The organism is Paenibacillus sp. JNUCC32 (genome assembly GCF_014863545.1).
Taxonomy (GTDB): domain Bacteria; phylum Bacillota; class Bacilli; order Paenibacillales; family Paenibacillaceae; genus Paenibacillus_AQ; species Paenibacillus_AQ lautus_A.
In genome coordinates this window covers 92803-114303 of sequence record NZ_CP062260.1, presented here as the reverse complement: position 1 = coordinate 114303, position 21501 = coordinate 92803, and the positions used below count along the sequence as shown (strand labels likewise).

Genomic DNA, 21501 nt, shown 5'->3' with positions numbered 1-21501 from the left:
AACAACACGCATTGTTTTCCCTACTCTTTCAGGGAACCTACCAGAACACCTTTAACGAAGTGCTTCTGTACGAATGGATACACCATAATAATCGGAAGCGTTGCCACCATCATGGTTGCCATGGACAACGACTTGGAGGTTACGCTTTGCATCCGGGAGAGCACCGCCTGCGAAGCGGAATCCAGGTTGCTCATCTGTTCAGACATAATATTGGAGTTCAATATTTGACGAAGCATGGTCTGAATCGGAAGCAAGTTCTCGTTATTGATGTAGATACTCGGCAAGAACCATTCATTCCAATGGGAAACCGCCGTAAACAACGATAATGTTGCGATGACCGGACCGGACAGAGGCAGAATGATCTTAAAGAAAATGCCCCAGTTGCCGCAGCCGTCGATTTTGGCGGACTCTTCAAGACCGCTTGGGAGGCCGTTGAAGAATGTCCGGAAGATGATCATATTCCACACGCTTACCAAACTCGGGATAATGAACACCCAGAAGGAATCCATCAGCCCCAAACCGCGAACGAGCATGAACGTCGGGATCAAGCCGCCGCCGAAATACATCGTAACGATACACATAATCATGTAGTATTTGCGGCCGATCAGCTCCCGCTTGGTCATCCCGTAAGCGAAAATGGAGGTTACCAGTATGGAGGAAATCGTTCCGATCACGGTACGAAGCACCGAAATCTTGAAACCATTCAGCAACCGGTTATCCTGAAACACGATGCCGTAATTCTCAAGCGTAAAATCACGGGGCCAGAAGGTAACGCCCCCCATTGCCGTATCTGAACCTGAGTTAAATGAAATGACTAGTCCGTTCCAAAACGGATAAAACGTTACAAAGGCCAAGAATGCCAAGAAGATATAAATGATGACCATCATCACTTTGTCGCCAAATGCTAGACGTACCACTATTACCCGCTCCCTTCCTCATAATGATCTCTTACCATAAGCTGTTTCCTGATTTGCGTGCAATCAAGTTGGCAATCGTCAGAAGCATGACGCTGATCACCGCTTTAAACAAGCCTACGGCCGTTGCATATGAGAATCGGGAATTTTCGATACCTATTCGATAGACATATGTGTCGATAACGTCGGATACCTCTCGCAATACCGGGTTCTTAGCCAAGAGCAAGATGTCTTCGAAGCCTGCGGTCAGCAAGTTACCAATGGCAAGAATCATGAAAATAACGACGACCGGCATGATCGATGGAAGCGTAATCGTGAAGATCTGCCTGAATTTGCTTGCGCCATCCATGTCAGCCGCTTCATACATGTGCGGGTCAACCCCGGCAACCGCCGCCAAGTATACGATGGAGGAAAATCCAATCTCTTTCCATACCCCTGTCGTTACGAGAATTCCCCAGAAATATTCCGGTAGCGACAGGAAGTTGATCGGCTCTTCGATCAAATTCAGCTTCTGCAGCAAAATGTTCACGCTGCCGTTATCCGTTGACAAGAGCGAAATCGCAAAGCCTGAGACGATAACCCAGGACAGAAAGTGCGGAAGATAACTGACCGTTTGCACCAGTCTCTTGAAGAACATATGCCGAACTTCGTTCAGCATAAGCGCCAGCAGAATCGGTGCCGGAAATCCAATAAGAAACTTGAGCAAACTGATGACGATCGTGTTTCTCATGACCGTCATGAATTCCGGCGATTCAAAAAACATTTCGAAATGCTTGAATCCGGCCCACGGGCTGTCGCCCATCCCCTTGAAAATGTTAAAGTCTTGGAAAGCCATTAAAATACCGTACATCGGTATGTAGCTAAACACAAAAACGAGTGCCAGTGCAGGAAGCACCATTAACTGTATATCCCATTGTTTAGCAAAGCGAAGCAATAAGCTTTCCTTCTTCCGTTTCGGAACAGGTTCCTGTTCTACGGATATTTGCGCCATGTCCAACCCCCCGTGTGTTCTATGCCATGAAGTTTACCTGATGTCTAACATTGTAGAATAAACGATCGAATATAAACATTTGCCTATTCAACGAAAAATGATAGTATTCAATCGAGAATGAAACGCTTACACGGCATGGAATGTTTGCGAGGGTGAAACGCTGGGTGCGATTCTTTTCCATAAACGTAAAAAGACCCACCGCAAACATCATTGCGATGGGTCTGAAAAATAAGCTTGTGATGGCATTAACTATGATTTGCTCTTCACCCGAACAGGCGGAAGCAATTTACTCATATTCACCGTACGCTTGATCTCCCAAGTTTCCGGCTGATCATGTTCATACTGTTCCAAATAGGCGATGACTTCCTTCGTGATCGGAGTCGGTGTTGATGCCCCTGATGTAACTGCCACTTTGCCTACTCCTTCAAGCCATTCGCGTTTGAGTTCCGTCACATCGCCAATACGGTGGGCCGGTACTCCTGCTATCTCTTCGGATACCTGAGCAAGACGGTTCGAGTTATTGCTGCGAGGATCTCCTACCACGATCACTAAATCCGCCTGACCGGCTTGTTCGGCTACCGCTTCCTGACGCACCTGCGTTGCAAGACAAATTTCATTATGAATCTCCGCTCCCGGGAATTTATCGAGCAAGCTCTTCATGATATGCTTGATGTCCCATTGACTCATCGTGGTCTGGTTCGTGATGATGATTCGGGATGTTTTTACCTGAAGCTGTTCAATTTCTTCTTCCTTCTCGATCAGATGCACGTGTTCCGGTGCGATCCCGATCGCCCCTTCCGGCTCGGGATGCCCCTTCTTCCCGATGTAAATGATCTCATATCCGTCGGCTGCCTTATCCCGGATCAGATCATGGGTTTTCGTCACATCCGGGCAAGTGGCGTCGAGCGTGGTCAGCCCTTTATCCCGCGCAAGCTTGCGTACTTCGGGAGAGACCCCGTGTGCGGTAAAAATAACGGTCCCGCTCTCCACCTGGCTCAGGATTTCCATCCGATTCGGACCGTCCAGGGTAATGATGCCTTCGTCCTCAAAGGATTGCGTGACATGGCTGTTATGCACAATCATGCCCAATATATAAATAGGCCGAGGAAGGTCCAGATTCTGCGCCGCCTGACGCGCCAAGACCATGGCGTCGACGACACCGTAACAATAACCTCTCGGTGATATTTTCAAGACTTCGATGATCCCCACCTGCTTTCCGTAGTAATACATAAGCGATCTAGTCTATTATACCCTATTCAAGGGGAGGAGCAAAGACGACGGGGAGCCAGACGATAAAGGTGCTGCCTTCCCCTCTTCGGGTAACGACCTCGACAGAGCCCTTATGCTCATCGATGATCCATTTGGCGATGGACAGCCCGAGTCCGGTTCCGCTCGTGATGCCTCTCGACTGATCCGCGCGGTAAAATCGTTCGAATATGAACGGAACCTCATCCTTATCCATACCGATTCCCGTATCCGAAATCCGCAAGCCTACCTGACCTTTGTATAGAACAACATCCAGACTAACCTCACCCTCAGGCGTGTACTTGAACGCATTCTCGATAAAAATGAACAGCATCTGCTGTAAATAATCCTTATTTCCTTCCACATAAACACCGTTCAGGACAGACAGCTCTCCGACATGCCATTCTGCGGTTTTCTCCAGAAAATGAGCGCGCCGTGCAACCTCTTCAACCAACGGCTGGAGCGGCACCGGGTCCAGCTCAAACGTCTGGCCGGTATCGGCCCGCGCCAGGGACAGCATATCGTTCACCAGCCGGCTCATCCGCTTCGCTTCATCGGATATATCGCCTACCGCTTCGACCGAGATCTGTTTAATCATTTCCTCGTCCATATCCGCTCTCTCGCCGGGAGCAACCGTCCACATCTTCTGCAGAAGATCCACATTCCCCCGGATGGTGGTCAGCGGGGTCCGAAGTTCATGGGAAGCGTCCGACACGAAGCGCCGCTGCGCCGCATAGGCATCCTCAAGCTCTTTATAGAAGCTCTCCGTCCTCTCAAGCATCCCGTTAAACGTGCCGATTAACTGACCGATCTCGTCCTGAGGCCCGTCGTATTCGATCCGTACGCTAAGGTCGGTGCCTTTTTGGATCTGCTCCGCTGCCTCCGTGACCTTGCCGATCGGTTTCATGGATTTCCGGGCTAAGAATAATCCTAGGGTTGAAGCGATCACGAGTGTCGCTGCCGAGCCCATGATGAGGATGGATTGGAGCCGGTCCAGGGTTTGCTCGATGGTGCGTGTACTTACACCAATTTGAAGCCATCCGAATAATTTCCTTGAGTTGGTTTCAACTACAGGAGATTCGTATACAAGAAAGGAGGCCCCATTAAACGAAAATCGTTTAAACTCTCCGGACTTGGTCATACTTAATGCTCTTTCAACGGTCGGACTCTCAAATTGCAAGCCGCTAAACTCCATGTTGCCGGACCGCCAAATGGATCCGTTATAGAACGTATAGAGCTGTACATATAAATCAGCTGCCTCCGCATTAATCGCCGAGGAGCGATCCGGTAGTAGGGCAACAGACGATGACGTGTAACCAATCTTATTGGCTTCCTGCACCAACCGCTGCTTTAATTCCTCATACGTATACAAATGGACAAAGCCATACACCGCCGAGCTGAATATCAGCAGTGTCACGAATAAAATGCCGGTATACCATGCTGTCAATCTTAACCGAATGGACATGCTAGTTATCTCCTCTTAAAATATAGCCGGCTCCGCGGATCGTCTGGATCAGCCGTTTACCTCCATGTTCCTCGGTCTTCTGCCGGAGCATGGCGATATAAACCTCCAGCACGTTCGACTCCCCGCTGTAGTCATAGCCCCATATTTTATCCATAATCAAATCGCGGGACAGCACCCGCTTCGGGTTTTGCATAAACAGGTGCAGCAGCTCGAATTCCTTGGCCGTGAGCTCCAGTCTCTGCCCGCCGCGAATGACCTCCCTCGCATCGGTATCCATCACGAGATCCTCGAAGGTCAGTCGGTGGTTCGAGGTATCATCCCCTGTTTTGCGGCGCAGCAAAGCCCGGACGCGGGCTAGCAGCTCCTCCAGCGCAAAAGGTTTGACCAGATAATCATCCGCTCCGGTATCCAGCCCCTTTACCCGGTTCTCCACCTCATCCTTTGCCGTCAGCATCAGCACCGGTATCGTGCTTCCGCCCTCCCGGAGTCTGCGCAGCGCTTCAAATCCATCGACCTGAGGCATCATCACGTCCAGAACGACGACATCCGGGTCCTCACTCAATATCACTTTCAATCCTTCTGCCCCGTTGGATGCGGTCAGGACGTCATAGCCCTCAAACGCAAGCCCTCTGCGCAGCATGGAAATAATCTTCTCATCATCATCTACAATCAAAATCCGGGATCGCATAGCGGCATCTCCTCTATCTTCTTAGCGTTATATTTAGTACGACGTTACAATCCCATTATATCGGTCGCTTCAAGGACAAGACAAGCGGAAGGGAACGGTCCCTTCCGCTTGTTGTCACGCCTATCCAGGGTTACGGCTGCTGTTGCTGTTGCTGCTGTTGTTGGGTTAGATCAAAATCGTTCTTGTCGCCGATCGTCAGCGCTAAGTCCATGTTCTTGCCGTTACGCACCACATTCAACGTGATTTTGTCTCCTACCTTCTTCGATTGAATCAATTCAATCAGGTCCTGCGCGGTCGGATACTTGGTACCATCCACACCCACAATGATGTCATATTGGCGCAGGTCCGCTTCATAAGCCGGCGAACGGAACACGACGCTGTCAACGTAAGAACCTTCCTTCACGTCCGTACCCAAGGATTGGGCTATTTGCGGAGTGACCGTTCCCAGGCTGGCCCCGATGAACGGAACCGGCTCTTTCGGCACTTCCTCGTTATTTTTCAGGTATTCCACGACTTCCTTGATCGTGCTGGATGGAATCGCAAACCCGATCCCTTGCGCTTCCGCGCTGACGGCTACGTTCATCCCGATAACCTCGCCCTTCAGATTGAGGAGCGGTCCGCCGGAGTTGCCCGGATTAATCGAAGCATCGGTTTGCAGAAGATGCTCGTAATTACGCTCAGCTTCGCCGTTCGTGCCTTGAATATCGATCTCGCGTTCCTTCGAGCTAAGTACACCAGCGGTTACCGTGTGTTCAAAACCGTGCGGGTTGCCGATGGCAACAAGCCATTCACCAACCTTCAGCGAGTCGGAGTCACCTAGCTGTACCGATGGGAAATCCGCCCCTTCGATTTTCAAAACGGCTAAATCGAGCTCATAGCTGGAACCGAGCAGCTTCGCTTCATAAGGCTTTTTGGTACCCTGTACCGTCACTTGGATCACATCTGCGCCATGGATTACATGCTCATTCGTCAAGATGTATCCCGACTTCTCAAAGATGAAACCCGAGCCGATGCCTGAAGGCTGAAGCTGGGATTCCTGACCTCCGTTGTTGCTGCTTCCACCGTTTCCGCTGTTTCCGCCATTGCCTTCCTGGCTGGATTGACCGCCGCCGAAGAAGTACCAGAACGGATCGTTCATGTTCGGATTCGTGCTTTGTCTATTGCTGCTGTTTACAAGCGTCTCGATCAGCACGACGGCCGGACTCGCCTGATCCACCACTGCCGATACGTCGCCAGGATTCGATGGAATCATCGCTGATGCGGTAGTAGCTCCGCCGTTATCTCCGCCGTTATCCTGGACGTTAGCCGAAGTTTCTTGGGCTGGCTCTGATGAGTACGCCGCATCCGGCGTAAACAGATTCGTTCGGTCAGCGGCAAACATCAGGCTCGAAATGACGAGGACGCCTGCCAAGAAAGACAATAGTACGGTCTTAACGGAATTTTTGGGCTTCTGGCTGTAGTTCCACTCTTTGTTTCTTTTCATGGAATCCACAGGCCCGCCGCCACCCTGGCTTCCGGAGGAATGGGCCTGCGAGAAGCCGGAAGATGGAATCGGTTTAACCGGCTGCGGAGGGGTAACCTCCACTTCCTGGGGTTCCCGGCTCTGGTAAGGCCGTTCCGTTTTCTCGTCGTCGCGGTTATTCGATATGGACTGGAACGGTCCGTAAGAATAGTAATAAGAAGAATTCTCCGTGGATGCTTCCTCACGTCTCGTTGCTTCATTGTTATTCGCTTCGCTGTTCATTCCCTCATCATCCGGATACCCGTAACGCTTTCTTTGGTCGTCCATTGGTCTACCTCCTATTAAAATCACTTGCTTCCAAGTGGTCTAATTGATTAACTGTTCTTATTGTGTACTATAAACCTTAATAGTACCTTAAAAACAATTAAAAGGCAGATAAAAAGAAAACCGGGACGCTTCCCGGTCATACCTCACCAAAAGAACATATTGCTATATTTTGACCCAGCCCTTCCGGTGGGCATAAATCGCCAATTGCGTACGGTCCTCCAGCTCGCACTTCATCAGCAGATTGCTGACATGGGTTTTGACCGTCTTGATGCTGATATGCAGCTCTTCGCCGATCTCTTTGTTGCTCTTGCCTTCGGCAATCAGGAGCAGCACTTCCTTCTCCCGCTCGGTAAGCCCGGATTCATCCCCGTTCACCATATGCCGGCGGATTCCCCTGGTGAGTGCTTCCGAGACGTCTTTGGTCATGACCGGCATGCCCCGGAACGCTCCCTGAAGGGCGTAAATGAGCTCGTCAGCCGAAACCGTCTTAAGCACGTAGCTGACTGCCCCCGCTTCAATGCACTCGACCACAAGCTCGTCTTCGAGAAAGCTGGTCAGAATCACGATCTTCTGATCCGGGAATTCGGACATAACCGCGCGCGTGGTCTCCGCCCCGTTCATCACCGGCATCATCAGGTCCATTAGAATGAGATCCGGCCGGTCGGCCTCCTCCCCGTTTCTCAGCATATCGACGACCTCTTGGCCATTCGCTGCTTCTCCGATCACTTCAAACCCCGGATCCAACGATAAATATGTTTTTAACCCCATGCGAACCATATCATGATCATCAGCCAGCAATATCCGAATCGTACCCATAATGATTGTTGTCCCCTCTCTATTCCACTGGCTCAGCCAGCACTTCCTCATCCTTGTTCTCTTCCTCCGCCGCTCCGGTATTGCCCTCGGCCTCAAATAACGGGATATTTACTCGCACCGTCGTTCCCGCGCCCTTCTTGCTTATAATATCGACCTGTCCGCCAAGCTTTTCGGCCCGTTCGCGCATCGTCGACAGCCCGTACGATCCCTGCTTGCCTGCCACCTCGTCAAAGCCGACACCGTCGTCGCTGATGCTTAAAATCACGCGTTTCTGGTCCTCGCGAAGCGACATGCTGACAAGGCCTGCACCGGCATGCTTCACGATATTAGCCACCGCTTCCTGGATGATCAGGAAGAGCTGATGCTCAATGGCATCCGACACCCCGCCGTAGAGCTCGACATCCTTCATGCCCTTCAGGCCGTTTTGGCGGCAGTAATCCGGAAACCACCGTTCCAGTGCTTCTTCAAGGGTTCTGCCTTCCAGCTCCACGGGCCGAAGCTGCGCAATCAGCGCCCGCATCTGCTTCTGCGCCACATGGGACATTTCGATCAACTGGCCGAGCACTTTGTCCCCATGCTCCGGATTCCGCTTCAGTACCGCCGGGAGGGATGAAGCCGACATGTGGATCGCGAACAGCTGCTGACTGACCGTATCGTGCAGATCCCTTGCCATCCGGCGCCGTTCCTCGAGGACCGCGGCTTCCGCGGCAATCTCCTTCTCAATGACATCCTGCTCGCCGAGGCGCTGCAGCAGCTTCATTTTCTTCTCCAGTGCTTCCGTCATCCCGTTAAACTCATCGTATACTCTGGCAAAAGACCCGTCTTCCATGGCAGGCAGCCGCACGTTCAGATTTCCTTTGGCAACCTGCAGCATGTTCAGATGAAGCAGATCCAGCGGCCGCTGGATGCGCTGTCCCGCGATGTATCCCGCAATCCCCGTAAACAGAAGTACACCGACCGTGTAATACACCCACAGCCGGTTATCTTCAATATGTATGTAGCCGGATTGGTTTGCTGTGTACAGGAAAACAGCAACTCCGGCTCCGATCAACAGAAAATAAAACAATATCACCCATTTGGTATTTTTCAATATCCCCATCATAACGATTAACCTACCCTATTCACTTTGACGTCACCGATAAATACGCTCACGGTAATTCGAATTTTCTTGCCCGCTTCCCTGTAATGCGGGCTTTCCAGGCCGGCATTGCTCATAAAGCCGCTTCGGGACTCCTCCAGCACCTTCATATCGCCGATGAAGGAATTGGTCGTGACATGAATGCCGACGTCCGAATCGTTCGGAACGAACACCTTGACATCCCCGATAAACGCCGAGATGTTGATTTTCGTTTCGCCGTAAGGGATTTGAGCTTTGGTCAGGTCCAATACCGTATCACCGATGAACTGCGAAATATTCGTCGGCTTCAGCTGGAAATAATCCTTCCCCATGTGCACGTCCCCGATAAAAGAGGACTTGTTCACCGTATCATGGCTATGCCAAGATTGGTGATGATGATGTTGATGATGGTGGTGTTCATCCTTATATTCCGATCCGTCGCCGTAGCTTTTGCCGTTATCGTCAAAATCCACATGAACTCTGAACTTGCTGCGATCCGGACGTTCCTGGCGCGGGCGCTCATGCTGCTGTCCCTGCCAGCGGTACCCTTTGCTTGAATCGTGCGAGTCTCTTGATTCGAACTCCGGCTCTTCATAAGCCTTGTCAGCCTTGTCTGGCTTGCCGAATCTTCGCTCGAATTCTTCGTCCAGGGAGGATTCCAGCGGACGCGCTTCAGGCGGCTCCGGGATATCGTAATCGTCCCGACGATGCGAGCCGAAATCATCGGGACTTGGCGGTGATGGCGGCGGCGTATGATCCTTCGGTTTGAAAATAACCTGCAATCCGTACCCGATCAGGATGATCGGAATCGCGTATTTGATCAAATCGCCGAAAGAGAAATGGACCATGTCCAGATTTCTTCCGAGAAAGTACGATCCGATCACGATCGGTACGATCGAGCCCCACAATGCTCCGCCACGGGCATAAATCAAGCTTTGCAGCCCGAACCAGATGATGAACACCGGCCAAAATGTCGAGAATATATAACCAAGGTCCACATGTATAATATCGAGCTGATTGAGAAGAAACACCACACCAATGCCGATGAGCAGCAATCCGTTGCTAAGCTGGCTCCATCCTTTTCTACTCATGGTCATCCCCTAGCCTTCCAGTTCTATTTTTTCTTAATTACAGTGTACAACATATTGCGATGAACGGGTTAGCGGCGGTGGAATGAAGTTGATCTCAGTCTCGAGACCGAGTCCCTGGATATAAATGGATATGATTCCATAATAAAAGACCTCCGCTTTAAGCGGAGGTCTTATTACTGCACGAACGGGCGTTGACATCTACACCTTAACGGTTTGCAGAATGGTCCCCTGGTGTGTTCAGATCGCCAAACTCAGCGTCAAACTTCTCGTTCGGTTTTTTGTAGTTCTCCTGTACTTTGGAGTTACCTTTTGGGTTGCTGGCGATGCTGGTCTCTTCAGCAAACTCAGCGTTAAACTTTTCGTTAGGTGTTTTAAAGTTCTCTTGCACCTTGTTCTTTTTAGCCACAATATTCACCTCCCTGTTCATTTGCGATACCATCATCCTCTTCAGGGGTTTGGCCCCCGAAAAGTAGTATGTGATGAACAGGGTGTCATTATTCTTAAATGTTTACTGCCAAAGACGCGCAGCAAAATTACCCTAAATGGCTTCCTCCAGCACGGATGAAGGCAGGAAACGATAGGTCTCAATCGCGTCCTCCAAGGTTCTCAGCATGGCTTCCGTGCATTTGCCGCTTCCGGTTTTAATGACCTGCACCTCAACGTCCTTTTTCCCCCACTCCTTAAACACCTGCTTGGTGGTGGAGAAATAGAGGTCAATCTTCTGGCCCTTGATGGCTGACCCGATATCCGCTACGATTCCATAACCATAGCCGGGGATATAGAGAATGCTGCCGAGCGGAAATACATCAGGATCCGCGGCAATCGTAGACAGCGTATTTCGATCCCGCTTGACCTTCACCCCGGAGTAGGTGATTCCATACTGGGGATGTCCCGGCTTCTTCCCGGTCGACTCGTAACCTGCCGTGTATCCCGTAGCGGTTACCTTCACCGTATGCAGCACCTGGTCCTCCCTCGGGGCAAGCACCGGCATGGACTCGCGTTTCTTGCCGGGCTCGCTGGTCTTCGGCCCCGTACTTGGAACCTCCAAATATCTATTCATATCACTAAAACCTACCACGCGCAGCGCATAGAAGCGAGACATTTCAACGTAATCGGAGCCATGTATTTCCTCTGATGGATCATACACATTTCGGGTGTCCGTCGATTCGTAGGATTCGCTTAGAATCAAATTGCGGGCCTCTACTGCCGTAGAGCCTGCGCTGAACAAGATGGCTGATAAAATAAAACCAGCAAAAAACCTCTGCCATGTTTTCCATTGGATCATGTGAATACCTCCCCCTTACTAGCGAGGGTTCCCACTTCCCGAATAGAATATACGTCATGGCAGAGGTCTGCATGTTTCCTCGGTTACTTATCTTTTACGGCTAAACTAAACCGCATGGGTGTTAATTTCTTCACGCAGCTTGAGGATGATTTCGTCCAGCGGCTGGGCCCCGATGTCCCCTTCGCCGCGCTTGCGGACGGAAACCGCTCCGGCATTTTTCTCGTTCTCGCCAACGATGAACATGTATGGAATCTTCTCGAGCTGTGCTTCGCGAATCTTGTAGCCCAGCTTCTCGTTGCGAAGATCCGGCTCTACGGAAATACCGGCGAATTGAAGCTTCTCGGCCACTTCCTTCGCGTAGTCTTCAAAGGCGTTGGATACCGGAATGACTTTGACCTGTACCGGGGAAAGCCACAACGGCAGCGCCCCTGCAAAATTCTCAAGCAAGAATGCCGTAAAGCGTTCCATGGTGCCCAGAATCCCGCGGTGGATTACGACAGGACGGTGCTTCTGGCCATCGTCGCCGACATATTCCAGCTCAAAGCGCTCAGGCAGCAGGAAGTCGAGCTGGACCGTGGACAGCGTTTCTTCCTTGCCCAGTGCCGTGCGGATCTGAACGTCAAGCTTCGGTCCGTAGAAGGCAGCTTCGCCTTCCGCTTCATAGAACGGCATGTCCAGGCTCTCCACTACTTCACGCAGCATGCGCTGGGACATTTCCCACATTTCGTCGTTCTGGAAGTACTTCTCGGTATCCTGCGGATCCCGGTAAGACAGACGGAAGCGATAGTCGTGAATGCCGAAGTCCTTGTAGACCGTCATGATCAGCTGAATGACCCGGGCAAACTCTTCCTTGATCTGATCCGGACGGCAGAAAATATGCGAGTCGTTCAGCGTCATCGCGCGCACGCGATGCAGGCCGGTCAGCGCGCCGGACATCTCGTAGCGGTGCTGCATGCCAAGCTCCGCAATGCGGATCGGCAGATCCCGGTAGCTGTGCATATCGCTCTTATATACCATCATATGGTGAGGGCAGTTCATCGGACGCAGAACAAGCTCCTCGTTGTCCATTTCCATTTTCGGGAACATGTCCTCCTGATAGTGCTCCCAGTGACCGGAGGTTTTGTACAGCTCCACGTTTCCGAGTACAGGGGTGTACACGTGCTGGTAACCCAGGCGTTCCTCCATGTCCACGATATAACGCTCCAGGGTACGGCGCAGCTTAGCTCCGTTAGGCAGCCAGATCGGCAAGCCTTGTCCAACGAGCTGAGAGAACGTAAACATTTGCAATTCCTTGCCCAGTTTGCGATGGTCGCGCTTTTTGGCTTCCTCCAGCAGGCGAAGATGCTCGTCGAGCTGCGCTTTTTTCACAAACGCCGTACCGTAAACACGCTGAAGCATTTTGTTCTTGCTGTCGCCGCGCCAGTATGCGCCTGCCACGTTCATCAGCTTGAACACCTTGATCTTGCCGGTTGAAGGGACGTGCGGTCCACGGCAAAGGTCGAAGAATTCGCCCTGCTCGTAAATCGTAATGATGCTGTCCTCCGGCAGGGCGTTGATCAGCTCCAGTTTGTATGGATCGCCAAGCTCGCCGAAAATGCGCAGCGCTTCCGCACGGCTCACTTCCTTGCGGACGATCGGCAGATTCTCGCCGATGATGCGTTCCATTTCCTTCTCGATCTTCTGCAGATCCTCCGGATTCAAAGGCTCTTCCAGGTCCATGTCGTAATAGAAGCCGTCTTCGATGACCGGCCCCACGCCAAGCTTGACTTCTTTCTGTCCATACAAACGCTTGGTTGCCTGAGCCAGCAAATGCGCTGTACTGTGGCGCATCACCTCAAGCCCTTCGGGCGTATCCTGCGTAACGATTTCGATCAGCGCTCCGTCCTGAAGCGGAGTGGATAAATCCACGACGATCCCGTCCATTTTTCCCGCAACGGCATTCTTTCTCAGTCCGCTGCTGATCGACGCAGCCACATCCTCGATATTGCTGCCGGCCTCATACTCCCGTACGGAGCCGTCAGGCAGTTTAATGCTAATAGCCACCTTGTATTCCTCCCCAAAAAAGTTTTCACGTTTCTTCCATATATGAAGGACGCGTTAGTCTCCCCGTGAAGCAAGGCCTTGGGCTGTTCACAAGCCCGCCTGGACTTCAGCGAAGGATACCGGAACATGCAAAAAACACCCGTCCCGCGAAGGGACGAGTGTTATACCCGTGGTTCCACCCTAATTCGATCTCTCCATCCTCTTATGTACCCGGTACATAATCGATTAAGATCCTTCATCAGCATTGAGTAACGGTCATGAACCGGTGAAGCCTACTCATCCGCATTCTTGATGACTTGCGGGTTCGACGACACAGCTACAAAGGGGTAAATCAATGGCGAACCGGAGGAAATTGCAGCCGAGGTTTCCTCTCTCTGAGCGGTCGGATCCGGATTGATTCATGTCTTTGTCAGAGCTTTTACGTGAATTTATCAGTAATTATAATCCTGACCGCTTCGGTGCGTCAAGTCATCATTCGTCCGCTTCCCAGAAGCGCGCTGCATTCCGGACAGCTGCAGCATACTTCGGCTCGGTTATCAAAGATATGGGCCAATGTTGCGATGACGGGAAGCTCCGGCTGTCTCGTGTGGATAATCATGCGGGCCGGAGATACCGAAATCAGCGTGCTGACGACCATATCCTCAATCTCCATCTCCTGGTCCAGCCTTTCCATAACCAGTCCGTCGTCACGAGGGCGTTCGATCGGGCGAAGATTGCCGTCCAGCAGCAAAAAGTCCTCTTCCCCTTTATGAATGACGTGAACCAGCGGCATTTTGGGCTCCTGAAAATAAACGAAATATTTCAGCAGGCTTACGAACTCCTCATACTGCTGATCAAGCATGAACTCATCCACCGCGTACTCGGCCATCTCGCGAAGCTCCTGTTCATAGGACTGGAGCCTGAAGGCCATGAAACCGTCCAGATTGAGCTCCGGCGCCTCGTTAAGGCATTGATATATGCCTTCGGACAGCTTGCGCTTGCGGCTCTGCCAGAAATCCCCGGACGGGCCTTCTTCTTTTTGCAGGAGCATCAAAAACCACTGCAAAATCCGCCCTGCTTCTTCCTCATCATCAAACTCGAATTCCGAGAACATTAACCGTGCAGCAATCTCCTGCTCCTTCTCCTCCAGAATGTAAGCCGTGACCGCTTCGGCAGCAAGCCGGCGCAGCGTGTCGGCCGATGCGGTCCACGAAGACAGCGGAAGCTTGCCGGAGCACGTCCAAATCACGCGGTCATTCGAAGCGCTGAATGTGAATTTGAGCGGCTTGCACTGTTTATGTAGCTCTTTCTGCTTGTCTGACAATATGCGGTGGAACGCCTTTTTCTCATCTTCCGTCCGCGTACCGACAGAAATGCTGAACAGTTCCATGGAATCACTCCTTTCGAGTTCCCTTTTCAGTATATGGGGACCCGCTCGGGTATATACGGAACTCCTGCTTGGAAAAACAAGCAAGTCCCGGAGCGCATATTAAAAATGTTTATTACGCACGTTCCATGAAGGGCCTGCCCCTCTGAATAGTAATTTTTTAATGCGATATCAGGAAGGTTCATGCTTTTTGAATGTATACTTTCTGATATCAAATAAAAAACGGGCCGAGTCGGCCCGTCTTGCGGATTATAAGTTATGCGATTAGTTCTGCATTACGAAGTCGCGCTCCACGGTGCTGTTATCCTCGAACACGCGAAGGATATCATACCGGGTGTTGCGCTGAGCCGGAATGTTGCCGGTCTCGCGGATTAATTGAATAATCGATTCAATGTTGACCTTGTACACGGCGCCTGCGGAAGACACCACGTTCTCCTCCATCATCGTGCTGCCGAAGTCGTTGCAGCCGTAACTGAGCGACAGCTTGCCGATCTCAGGCCCCATCGTTACCCAGGACGATTGCAGGTTCGGCACGTTGTCGATCGCAAGCCGGCCGATGGCTACCGTCTTCAGGTACGCTTCCGGCGTTTCGCGCTCGCGCTTGAGGTTTGTGTTGTCCGGCTGGAAGGTAAACGGAATGAAGGCCAGGAAGCCTTTGGAATCATAACCGTTCTGGATGCATTCATCCTGCGCATCACGCACGCGAAGCATATGTAGCGCACGCTCTTCCATCGTTTCGCCAAGACCGATGACCATGGTAGCCGTCGTGTTCATGCCGACCTTATGGGCCGTCTGCATGACATCCATCCATTGGCGCCATGTACCTTTCAAACGGCTGACTTTTTTGCGGATGCGATCATCCAGAATCTCCGCGCCGCCGCCAGGCAGCGAATCCAGACCGGCGCTGTGAAGCTCGCGCATCACCTCTTCGAGTGTGAGCCCGGAGATCTCCACCATCTTCATGATTTCCGCCGGGGAGAAGGAATGCATCGTAATGTTAGGGAACCGCTTCTTAATATTGCGAAGCAGATCCGTATAATAATTGAAAGGCAAATCCGGATTGACTCCGCCCTGCATCAAAATTTCAGTGCCGTTGACGTCCTCGGTTTCCTGAATCTTCTGGAAGATCGTCTCATCCGGCAGAACATAGCCCTCGGAAGAGCCGGGTCTGCGATAAAAAGCACAGAAACGGCAGAATACATCACATATGTTGGTGTAGTTGATATTCCGGCCGATAACAAACGTCGTGATGGGATCCGGATGCAGGCGCTTGGTCATCACATCCGCCGCATGGCCAATCTTCTCGATCTCATCACTCTCAAAAAGGGTCACGGTATCTTCCAAATTTAAACGCTCACCGCGTAAAGCTTTATCCAATATACGGTTTACCGCACTCATTCTTGCAGCCTCCCTACTTAAAACAAAATACAAATCACCAGTAAAACTTCATCTATCCCATCCTACCACATTCCGCCATTAAAAACGACATCCCGTCCGTGACAGGATGCCGAATTCTATGATTTGGCAAATCTTCAAATAAGGTTCATTGCTTCTAAAAAATCTTTAATTGCTGGCAGAAATGGCCTGGTCCAAATCGGCAATCAGGTCATCCACATCCTCCAGTCCGACCGAGAAGCGGAGCAAACCGTCGGTAATGCCGCGCTCATGCCGAACCTTCTCGCCCATGGCCGCATGGGACATCATCGCCGGATACGACAGGATGCTTTCCACTGCTCCCAGGCTGACGGCTACCAGCGGCAGCTTCACGCGGTTCAGCACCTGCTTGGCACGCTCGCCTGAGCCGACGTCAAAGGAGATGACCGCGCCGTAACCGCTCGACTGCTTCTCATGGACTTCCCGTCCCGGATGATTCAAGAGGCCGGGATAATACACTTGCTCAATGTCGCTTCTCCCTTGCAGCCAGGCCGCCAGCTTGGCCGCGCTTTGCTCGGAGTGGGCCATCCGAGTGCCGAGCGTCTTCATGCCCCGCATAAGGAGCCATGAATCCTGCACTCCAAGCACCGTGCCCAAACCATTTTGCAGCTGTTTCAACTGGTCTCCCAGCTCCTGGGTTCTGGCTACGGCGAGACCTGCCAGCACATCGCTGTGTCCGCCAAGGAATTTGGTTGCGCTGTGGATGACGATATCCACGCCGAACTCGATCGGGCGCTGATAGAACGGCGTCATGAACGTATTGTCCAGCAGGGTAAGCAGGCCTTGCTCCTTCGCCCAATCCGTGACGGCGCCGATGTCGGTAATTTTCAAGGTCGGGTTCGAAGGGGTTTCCATATAAACCGCTTTTGTATTCGGTTTGAGGGCCGCCTTCACCTGCTCCAGATCGGTCATGTCGACGAAGGTGCTCTCGATGCCCATACGGCTCAGTATGCTGGTCAGCAGGCGGTAGGTTCCGCCGTATACGTCCTCCGTCACGATCATGTGATCGCCCGCGGACAGCAGCATGAACGAGCTGGAGATCGCCGCCATGCCGGATGCATAAGCGAAGCCGCGCACGCCTCCTTCCAAGAGGGCGATATAATCTTCCAGCGCCTGCCGCGTCGGATTGCCGGAACGGCTGTAATCGTGCAGCGGCGGGTTAAAGACGTCTTCATGATGAAACGTCGAGGCTTGATAGATCGGAACGCTTGAGGCGCCGGTTGCCCGGTCGATTTCCCCGCCGAAATGCAATAGTTTCGTCTCGAAACGAAGTTCTTCTTGGTGTCCCTGTTTTACTGATACCTGCTTGGTTTCCGTTCCCAAGCCGGATAGACCTTTATCGATGCTCATGCTCCCGTGCTCCCTTCCACTTCTGCCATAGCCGCGCCCAGCGCAGCATCCAAATCCGCGATCAGGTCATCCGCATGCTCGATGCCGACCGAGAACCGAAGCAAGCGGTCGTCCACGCCGATCGCTTCCCGAATCTCAAGCGGGATGTCCGCATGGGTCTGGACCGCCGGGTATGTCATCAGAGACTCGACGCCTCCGAGGCTTTCTGCGAATGCAATCAGTTTGATGTGCCGCAGCACCGGCTCGACATAGCGGGCGTCCTTCACCTTGAAGGAGAAGATGCCCGTGTTGCCGCTGGATTGGCGATTCTGGATCTCATGCCCCGGATGATCCGGCAGAGCAGGGTAATACACCTCGCCGATCGCCGGGTGGGTTGTCAAAAAGGTTGCCACCGCGGTTGCATTCGATTCGTGCCGGTCCATGCGAAGCGCGAGTGTCTTCATTCCCCTCATTAACTGATAGGAATCGGAAGGACTCAGCACCGCCCCGATGGAGTTATGAAGGAAGGCCATCTCCTCGGATAATTCCTTGCCCTTCGTCACGATGATGCCTGCCAGCACATCGTTATGCCCTCCCAGATACTTGGTGGCGCTATGTATGACGATATCCGCCCCAAGCTCGATGGGTCTCTGGAAATACGGGGTTAGCAGCGTATTATCCACGATGCTGATCAATTGATGGCGTCTTGCCCACGTACAGACGGCTTCGATATCCGTAACCATCATGAGCGGATTGGTCGGCGTTTCGATAAATACGGCCTTCGTGTTCGGTCGTCTGGATCCTTCCAGCGCATCCAAGTCGTTTGTATCCACGTAGGTTGCCGTTACCCCAAACTTGGACATAATCCGCTCCAGCAGCCGATACGTCCCTCCGTACAGATCGAGCGATACAATCAGGTGATCGCCTTGACCGTACAGCGCAAAAATCGTCTGAAGGGCCGCCATGCCCGAGCTGCAGGCAAAGCCGGCGTCACCGGATTCCAGCTCGGCGCAAGCATCCTCGAGTACCGAACGGGTCGGATTCTTGGTGCGGGCATAATCAAACCCCGTGCTCTGGCCTAATTTAGGATGGCGGTATGCCGTAGCCTGATAAATCGGAAAATTCACTGCTCCCGTTACCGGCTCCTGCACCGATCCGATCTGTGCCAGCCGGCTCTCTATATTCAAAGGTTTCTTCTCCATCACAAACTCTCCTTCCGTACGCTGTTAAATTTGCGGACCGATATCATATGGCGTTTCCTGATATACATAGTAATTGAGCCAATTAGTGAATAATAAGTTTGCATGCGCGCGCCATATGGACGGAGGCGTTCTTGTTGGATCGTCGTTCGGGTAATAGTTGCGCGGCAGCGCGATGTCCATGCCTTTGGCAACGTCCCGGTCATACTCCCATTTCAGGGAGTCCGCATCATACTCGGAATGCCCTGTGGCAAAAATCTGCTTGCCGTCCCGGCTGGATACCAAATAAATCCCTGCTTCCTCGGACTCGGACAGGATGACCAAATCATCCACGCCTGTTATGTCTTCGCGCCGAACTTCCGTATGACGGGAATGCGGAACAAAGAACATTTCGTCAAATCCGCGGAGCAGCTTGGTACACGCTTCATTGATCGTATGCGGAAATACGCCAAAGCACTTTTCCTCGAGGCTGTATTTCGGCACGCCGTAATGATAATAAAGCCCGGCTTGCGACGCCCAGCAGATATGGAGCGTGGAGGTTACATGGGTCTTGGTCCATTCAAAAATTTCAGTAAGCTCATCCCAGTAATTCACTTCTTCGAACTCCAGCTGCTCGACCGGAGCTCCTGTAATGATCATGCCGTCAAAACGACGGTTCTTCACTTCTTCAAAGGTTTTGTAAAATGATTTCAAATGCTCGGCCGACGTATTCTTCGATACGTGGGAACTCGGGTGAAGAAGGACGACATCCACCTGGAGCGGGGAGTTGCCGATCAATCGCAGCAGCTGGGTCTCCGTCGTTTCCTTGGTTGGCATCAAATTCAGGATCGCAATCCGCAGCGGGCGGATATCCTGATGAAACGCGTGACTCTCATCCATGACAAAAATGTTTTCTCCAGCCAGAACTTCCTTTGCCGGCAGGGCATCCGGAATTTTAATTGGCATCTCGGCTCACTCCTTCGAAATATGAAATGATACATCCATAAAGCTGTGAGAAAGAGCGTTAGACTGTATAAACGCAAGAAGACCTTTCTCGAAGTAGAGAAAGGTCATCATATACGTATCACAATGCGCCTCTCTCATCTGTCAGGCTATACAACGGCTTATACAATCGTCGTATCTCCTGCAAGAATTAGCACCGTGCGATGTTGCCGCCGGTTGCCGGGTTTCATAGGGCTAGTCCCTCCACCTGCTCTTGATAAGATTTCGCTTTATTCAGTTGTTTGGAATTGTTTCGTAATTGATACCTACTTTAAATCATTCTCAATTTTTCGTCAAGAACCTTTTCATGAGTTTGTCACACTTCACCAAAGGTTTCCATACCCTATATCATGGCCCTTGGACTGCTCCGGATTTCACTTGAAAGGTCCTACACCCGGCGTTATACTAGACAAGTGCTGTTTAAAACCGAGTATGAAAGAGGTGACATGGAAGATGGACGGTGACCCGAGCCAGAAACTGGATGCACAAGACGCACAACCGCATAGGATCAAGATCAGCTTACCGGCAGAGGGCAGCGTTATTTTTCATGCGCTTTTTATCGTATTCTAACCTTCCTCGATTTATGCCCGTACACCGGTGGGCTGATATCCTGTGCCTTAACTGCTTGACTTAAGCAGCTTGGATTAGACAAAGGAGTGATATCAGATGAAAATCCGGTTGGTCGATTCGGGCGTATTTACCCCTGTTGATGACATCGAAATGACGCTGACAGCTCCGGCCAGCGGCTTCTACTGGCTGGATGCGGACGTGGATGATTTAGCCGAACTGCAGCCCCTCTTCTCCCTGCATGATCTTGCCGTTGAGGATTGCCTCAGCGAAGAGGAGCAGCGTCCCAAAATTGAAATATACGAGAACCACTATTTTATCGTCGTGAACAGCATCCGGTTTGACGACGAAGAGATTTTCCTTCGGGCATTGAATGTTTTCCTGGGCAGGCATTTTATTATTACGGTAACCAAGCAAAAGATCCATGAGCTTCGCACCGTCAAACCGCTTCTCTGGGAGGATGAAGTCAGCACGCCTGACCGCTTCCTCTATCTCCTGATCGACCTCGTCACGGACAACTACTTCTCCGTAGGGGACAGAATTGAAGCGCGGATTGAAAAGCTGGAGGAAGACATTCTGATGCATACCAAAAAATCCCATCTCAGCGAGATCATCGGTCTGCGAAGCGAGATTCTTTGGTTGAAGAAGGTGCTTGGACCTCAGAAGGAAGTTATCAATACGCTCAACAAAAAAGATCTTCGGCTGATCGATGACCAGCTGCAGAAATACTTCAGCGATATCTATGAAAATGCCGTTAAAATTTCCGAAACGTTCGAGACCTATCGGGATCTCATGGGGAACCTTCGGGAAGCTTACCAATCCAGTATCGCCAATCGGGCCAATGAAATCATGCGCGTGTTTACCGCTATTACAACGATCTTTATTCCATTGACGCTGATTACGGGCATCTACGGCATGAACTTTGAGTATATGCCGGAACTTCATTGGAGATATTCCTATTATGTGGTTATCGGCATCATGGTTTTTGCCGGCGCGCTCATGTTTTACCTGTTCCGTAAAAAAGATTGGATATGAGGCACCCTGGTCAAAGGGGAGAGTACTGGCCGGATCACAACGGTTCATACGAACGGCCGCAATTCAAACTCAATCTACAAGCACGGCGAATTAGCATCAGGACGGATCTCCCTGCAACCGGGAGAATCCGTCCTGACTTCGTTTAA

The 21501-nt window shown here is 51.6% G+C and carries 18 protein-coding genes and 1 riboswitch; of the genes, 1 reads left to right on the top strand and 17 read right to left on the bottom strand.

Annotation, left to right across the window (positions count from 1 at the left end):
* Nucleotides 1-20: 20 nt before the first annotated feature.
* The 17 genes from JNUCC32_RS00540 to metA form a co-directional block, all read right to left on the bottom strand.
* Entirely contained in the window at nt 21-917 is an 897-nt protein-coding gene (locus JNUCC32_RS00540; protein WP_009594306.1) for a carbohydrate ABC transporter permease, read from the bottom strand.
* Between the two features lie 31 nt (nt 918-948).
* Nucleotides 949-1905, bottom strand: coding sequence for an ABC transporter permease (locus JNUCC32_RS00535; protein WP_009594311.1), 957 nt, complete (start codon nt 1903-1905; stop codon nt 949-951).
* 249 nt (nt 1906-2154) lie between these two features.
* A complete protein-coding gene (locus JNUCC32_RS00530) occupies nt 2155-3105 on the bottom strand; it encodes a 4-hydroxy-3-methylbut-2-enyl diphosphate reductase (RefSeq protein WP_096776699.1) in 951 nt (316 codons plus the stop codon).
* Nucleotides 3106-3157: 52 nt separating this feature from the next.
* Nucleotides 3158-4615, bottom strand: a complete 1458-nt coding sequence (locus JNUCC32_RS00525; protein ID WP_096776408.1) for a sensor histidine kinase — start codon at nt 4613-4615, stop codon at nt 3158-3160.
* 1 nt (nt 4616) lies between these two features.
* Nucleotides 4617-5303, bottom strand: coding sequence for a response regulator transcription factor (locus tag JNUCC32_RS00520; RefSeq protein WP_009594308.1), 687 nt, complete (start codon nt 5301-5303; stop codon nt 4617-4619).
* A 130-nt stretch (nt 5304-5433) separates the two neighbouring features.
* Nucleotides 5434-7092, bottom strand: coding sequence for a S1C family serine protease (locus JNUCC32_RS00515; protein ID WP_192570759.1), 1659 nt, complete (start codon nt 7090-7092; stop codon nt 5434-5436).
* A 162-nt stretch (nt 7093-7254) separates the two neighbouring features.
* Nucleotides 7255-7908 carry a response regulator gene (locus JNUCC32_RS00510; RefSeq protein WP_009594299.1) on the bottom strand — a complete coding sequence of 218 codons (654 nt, stop codon included), beginning with the start codon at nt 7906-7908 and terminating at the stop codon, nt 7255-7257.
* 19 nt (nt 7909-7927) lie between these two features.
* Nucleotides 7928-9010: a sensor histidine kinase gene (locus JNUCC32_RS00505; protein ID WP_009594296.1), complete on the bottom strand. Its 1083-nt coding sequence runs from the start codon at nt 9008-9010 to the stop codon at nt 7928-7930.
* Between the two features lie 5 nt (nt 9011-9015).
* A complete protein-coding gene (gene liaF / locus JNUCC32_RS00500; RefSeq protein ID WP_096776410.1) occupies nt 9016-10122 on the bottom strand; it encodes a cell wall-active antibiotics response protein LiaF in 1107 nt (368 codons plus the stop codon).
* A gap of 199 nt (nt 10123-10321) precedes the next feature.
* Nucleotides 10322-10522: a hypothetical protein gene (locus JNUCC32_RS00495; protein ID WP_009594314.1), complete on the bottom strand. Its 201-nt coding sequence runs from the start codon at nt 10520-10522 to the stop codon at nt 10322-10324.
* A 132-nt stretch (nt 10523-10654) separates the two neighbouring features.
* Nucleotides 10655-11401, bottom strand: a complete 747-nt coding sequence (locus JNUCC32_RS00490; RefSeq protein WP_009594309.1) for a 3D domain-containing protein — start codon at nt 11399-11401, stop codon at nt 10655-10657.
* A 105-nt stretch (nt 11402-11506) separates the two neighbouring features.
* Nucleotides 11507-13444: a threonine--tRNA ligase gene (gene thrS / locus JNUCC32_RS00485; RefSeq protein WP_192570758.1), complete on the bottom strand. Its 1938-nt coding sequence runs from the start codon at nt 13442-13444 to the stop codon at nt 11507-11509.
* Nucleotides 13445-13907: 463 nt separating this feature from the next.
* Entirely contained in the window at nt 13908-14813 is a 906-nt protein-coding gene (locus JNUCC32_RS00480; protein WP_192570757.1) for a putative sporulation protein YtxC, read from the bottom strand.
* A 261-nt stretch (nt 14814-15074) separates the two neighbouring features.
* Nucleotides 15075-16208 (bottom strand): cyclic dehypoxanthinyl futalosine synthase, encoded by a 1134-nt coding sequence (gene mqnC, locus JNUCC32_RS00475; protein ID WP_015737124.1) that lies wholly within the window; start codon nt 16206-16208, stop codon nt 15075-15077.
* 165 nt (nt 16209-16373) lie between these two features.
* Nucleotides 16374-17594 carry an aminotransferase class I/II-fold pyridoxal phosphate-dependent enzyme gene (locus JNUCC32_RS00470; protein WP_228468853.1) on the bottom strand — a complete coding sequence of 407 codons (1221 nt, stop codon included), beginning with the start codon at nt 17592-17594 and terminating at the stop codon, nt 16374-16376.
* On the bottom strand, nt 17591-18775 hold the full coding sequence (locus tag JNUCC32_RS00465; RefSeq protein ID WP_192570756.1) for a PLP-dependent transferase: 1185 nt from the start codon (nt 18773-18775) through the stop codon (nt 17591-17593). The genes JNUCC32_RS00470 and JNUCC32_RS00465 overlap by 4 nt, the downstream gene beginning before the upstream one ends.
* Nucleotides 18776-18799: 24 nt before the next feature.
* Nucleotides 18800-19717: a homoserine O-acetyltransferase MetA gene (metA, locus tag JNUCC32_RS00460; RefSeq protein ID WP_015737127.1), complete on the bottom strand. Its 918-nt coding sequence runs from the start codon at nt 19715-19717 to the stop codon at nt 18800-18802.
* Between the two features lie 131 nt (nt 19718-19848).
* A riboswitch (SAM riboswitch) is annotated at nt 19849-19977 on the bottom strand.
* A gap of 442 nt (nt 19978-20419) precedes the next feature.
* Between metA and corA the strand changes: the two genes are divergently transcribed.
* Nucleotides 20420-21355 carry a magnesium/cobalt transporter CorA gene (gene corA, locus JNUCC32_RS00455; protein WP_009594304.1) on the top strand — a complete coding sequence of 312 codons (936 nt, stop codon included), beginning with the start codon at nt 20420-20422 and terminating at the stop codon, nt 21353-21355.
* The last annotated feature ends 146 nt before the right edge of the window (nt 21356-21501 follow it).

Coding starts and splice junctions, on each gene's coding strand:
- liaF (WP_096776410.1), bottom strand. CDS start 10,122: ATGACCATGAGTAGAAAAGGATGGAGCCAGCTTAGCAACGGATTGCTG.
- JNUCC32_RS00535 (WP_009594311.1), bottom strand. CDS start 1,905: ATGGCGCAAATATCCGTAGAACAGGAACCTGTTCCGAAACGGAAGAAG.
- JNUCC32_RS00515 (WP_192570759.1), bottom strand. CDS start 7,092: ATGGACGACCAAAGAAAGCGTTACGGGTATCCGGATGATGAGGGAATG.
- JNUCC32_RS00465 (WP_192570756.1), bottom strand. CDS start 18,775: ATGGAGAAGAAACCTTTGAATATAGAGAGCCGGCTGGCACAGATCGGA.
- JNUCC32_RS00510 (WP_009594299.1), bottom strand. CDS start 7,908: ATGGGTACGATTCGGATATTGCTGGCTGATGATCATGATATGGTTCGC.
- corA (WP_009594304.1), top strand. CDS start 20,420: ATGAAAATCCGGTTGGTCGATTCGGGCGTATTTACCCCTGTTGATGAC.
- JNUCC32_RS00480 (WP_192570757.1), bottom strand. CDS start 14,813: ATGGAACTGTTCAGCATTTCTGTCGGTACGCGGACGGAAGATGAGAAA.
- JNUCC32_RS00490 (WP_009594309.1), bottom strand. CDS start 11,401: ATGATCCAATGGAAAACATGGCAGAGGTTTTTTGCTGGTTTTATTTTA.
- JNUCC32_RS00470 (WP_228468853.1), bottom strand. CDS start 17,594: ATGAGCATCGATAAAGGTCTATCCGGCTTGGGAACGGAAACCAAGCAG.
- JNUCC32_RS00520 (WP_009594308.1), bottom strand. CDS start 5,303: ATGCGATCCCGGATTTTGATTGTAGATGATGATGAGAAGATTATTTCC.
- metA (WP_015737127.1), bottom strand. CDS start 19,717: ATGCCAATTAAAATTCCGGATGCCCTGCCGGCAAAGGAAGTTCTGGCT.
- JNUCC32_RS00505 (WP_009594296.1), bottom strand. CDS start 9,010: ATGATGGGGATATTGAAAAATACCAAATGGGTGATATTGTTTTATTTT.
- mqnC (WP_015737124.1), bottom strand. CDS start 16,208: ATGAGTGCGGTAAACCGTATATTGGATAAAGCTTTACGCGGTGAGCGT.
- JNUCC32_RS00525 (WP_096776408.1), bottom strand. CDS start 4,615: ATGTCCATTCGGTTAAGATTGACAGCATGGTATACCGGCATTTTATTC.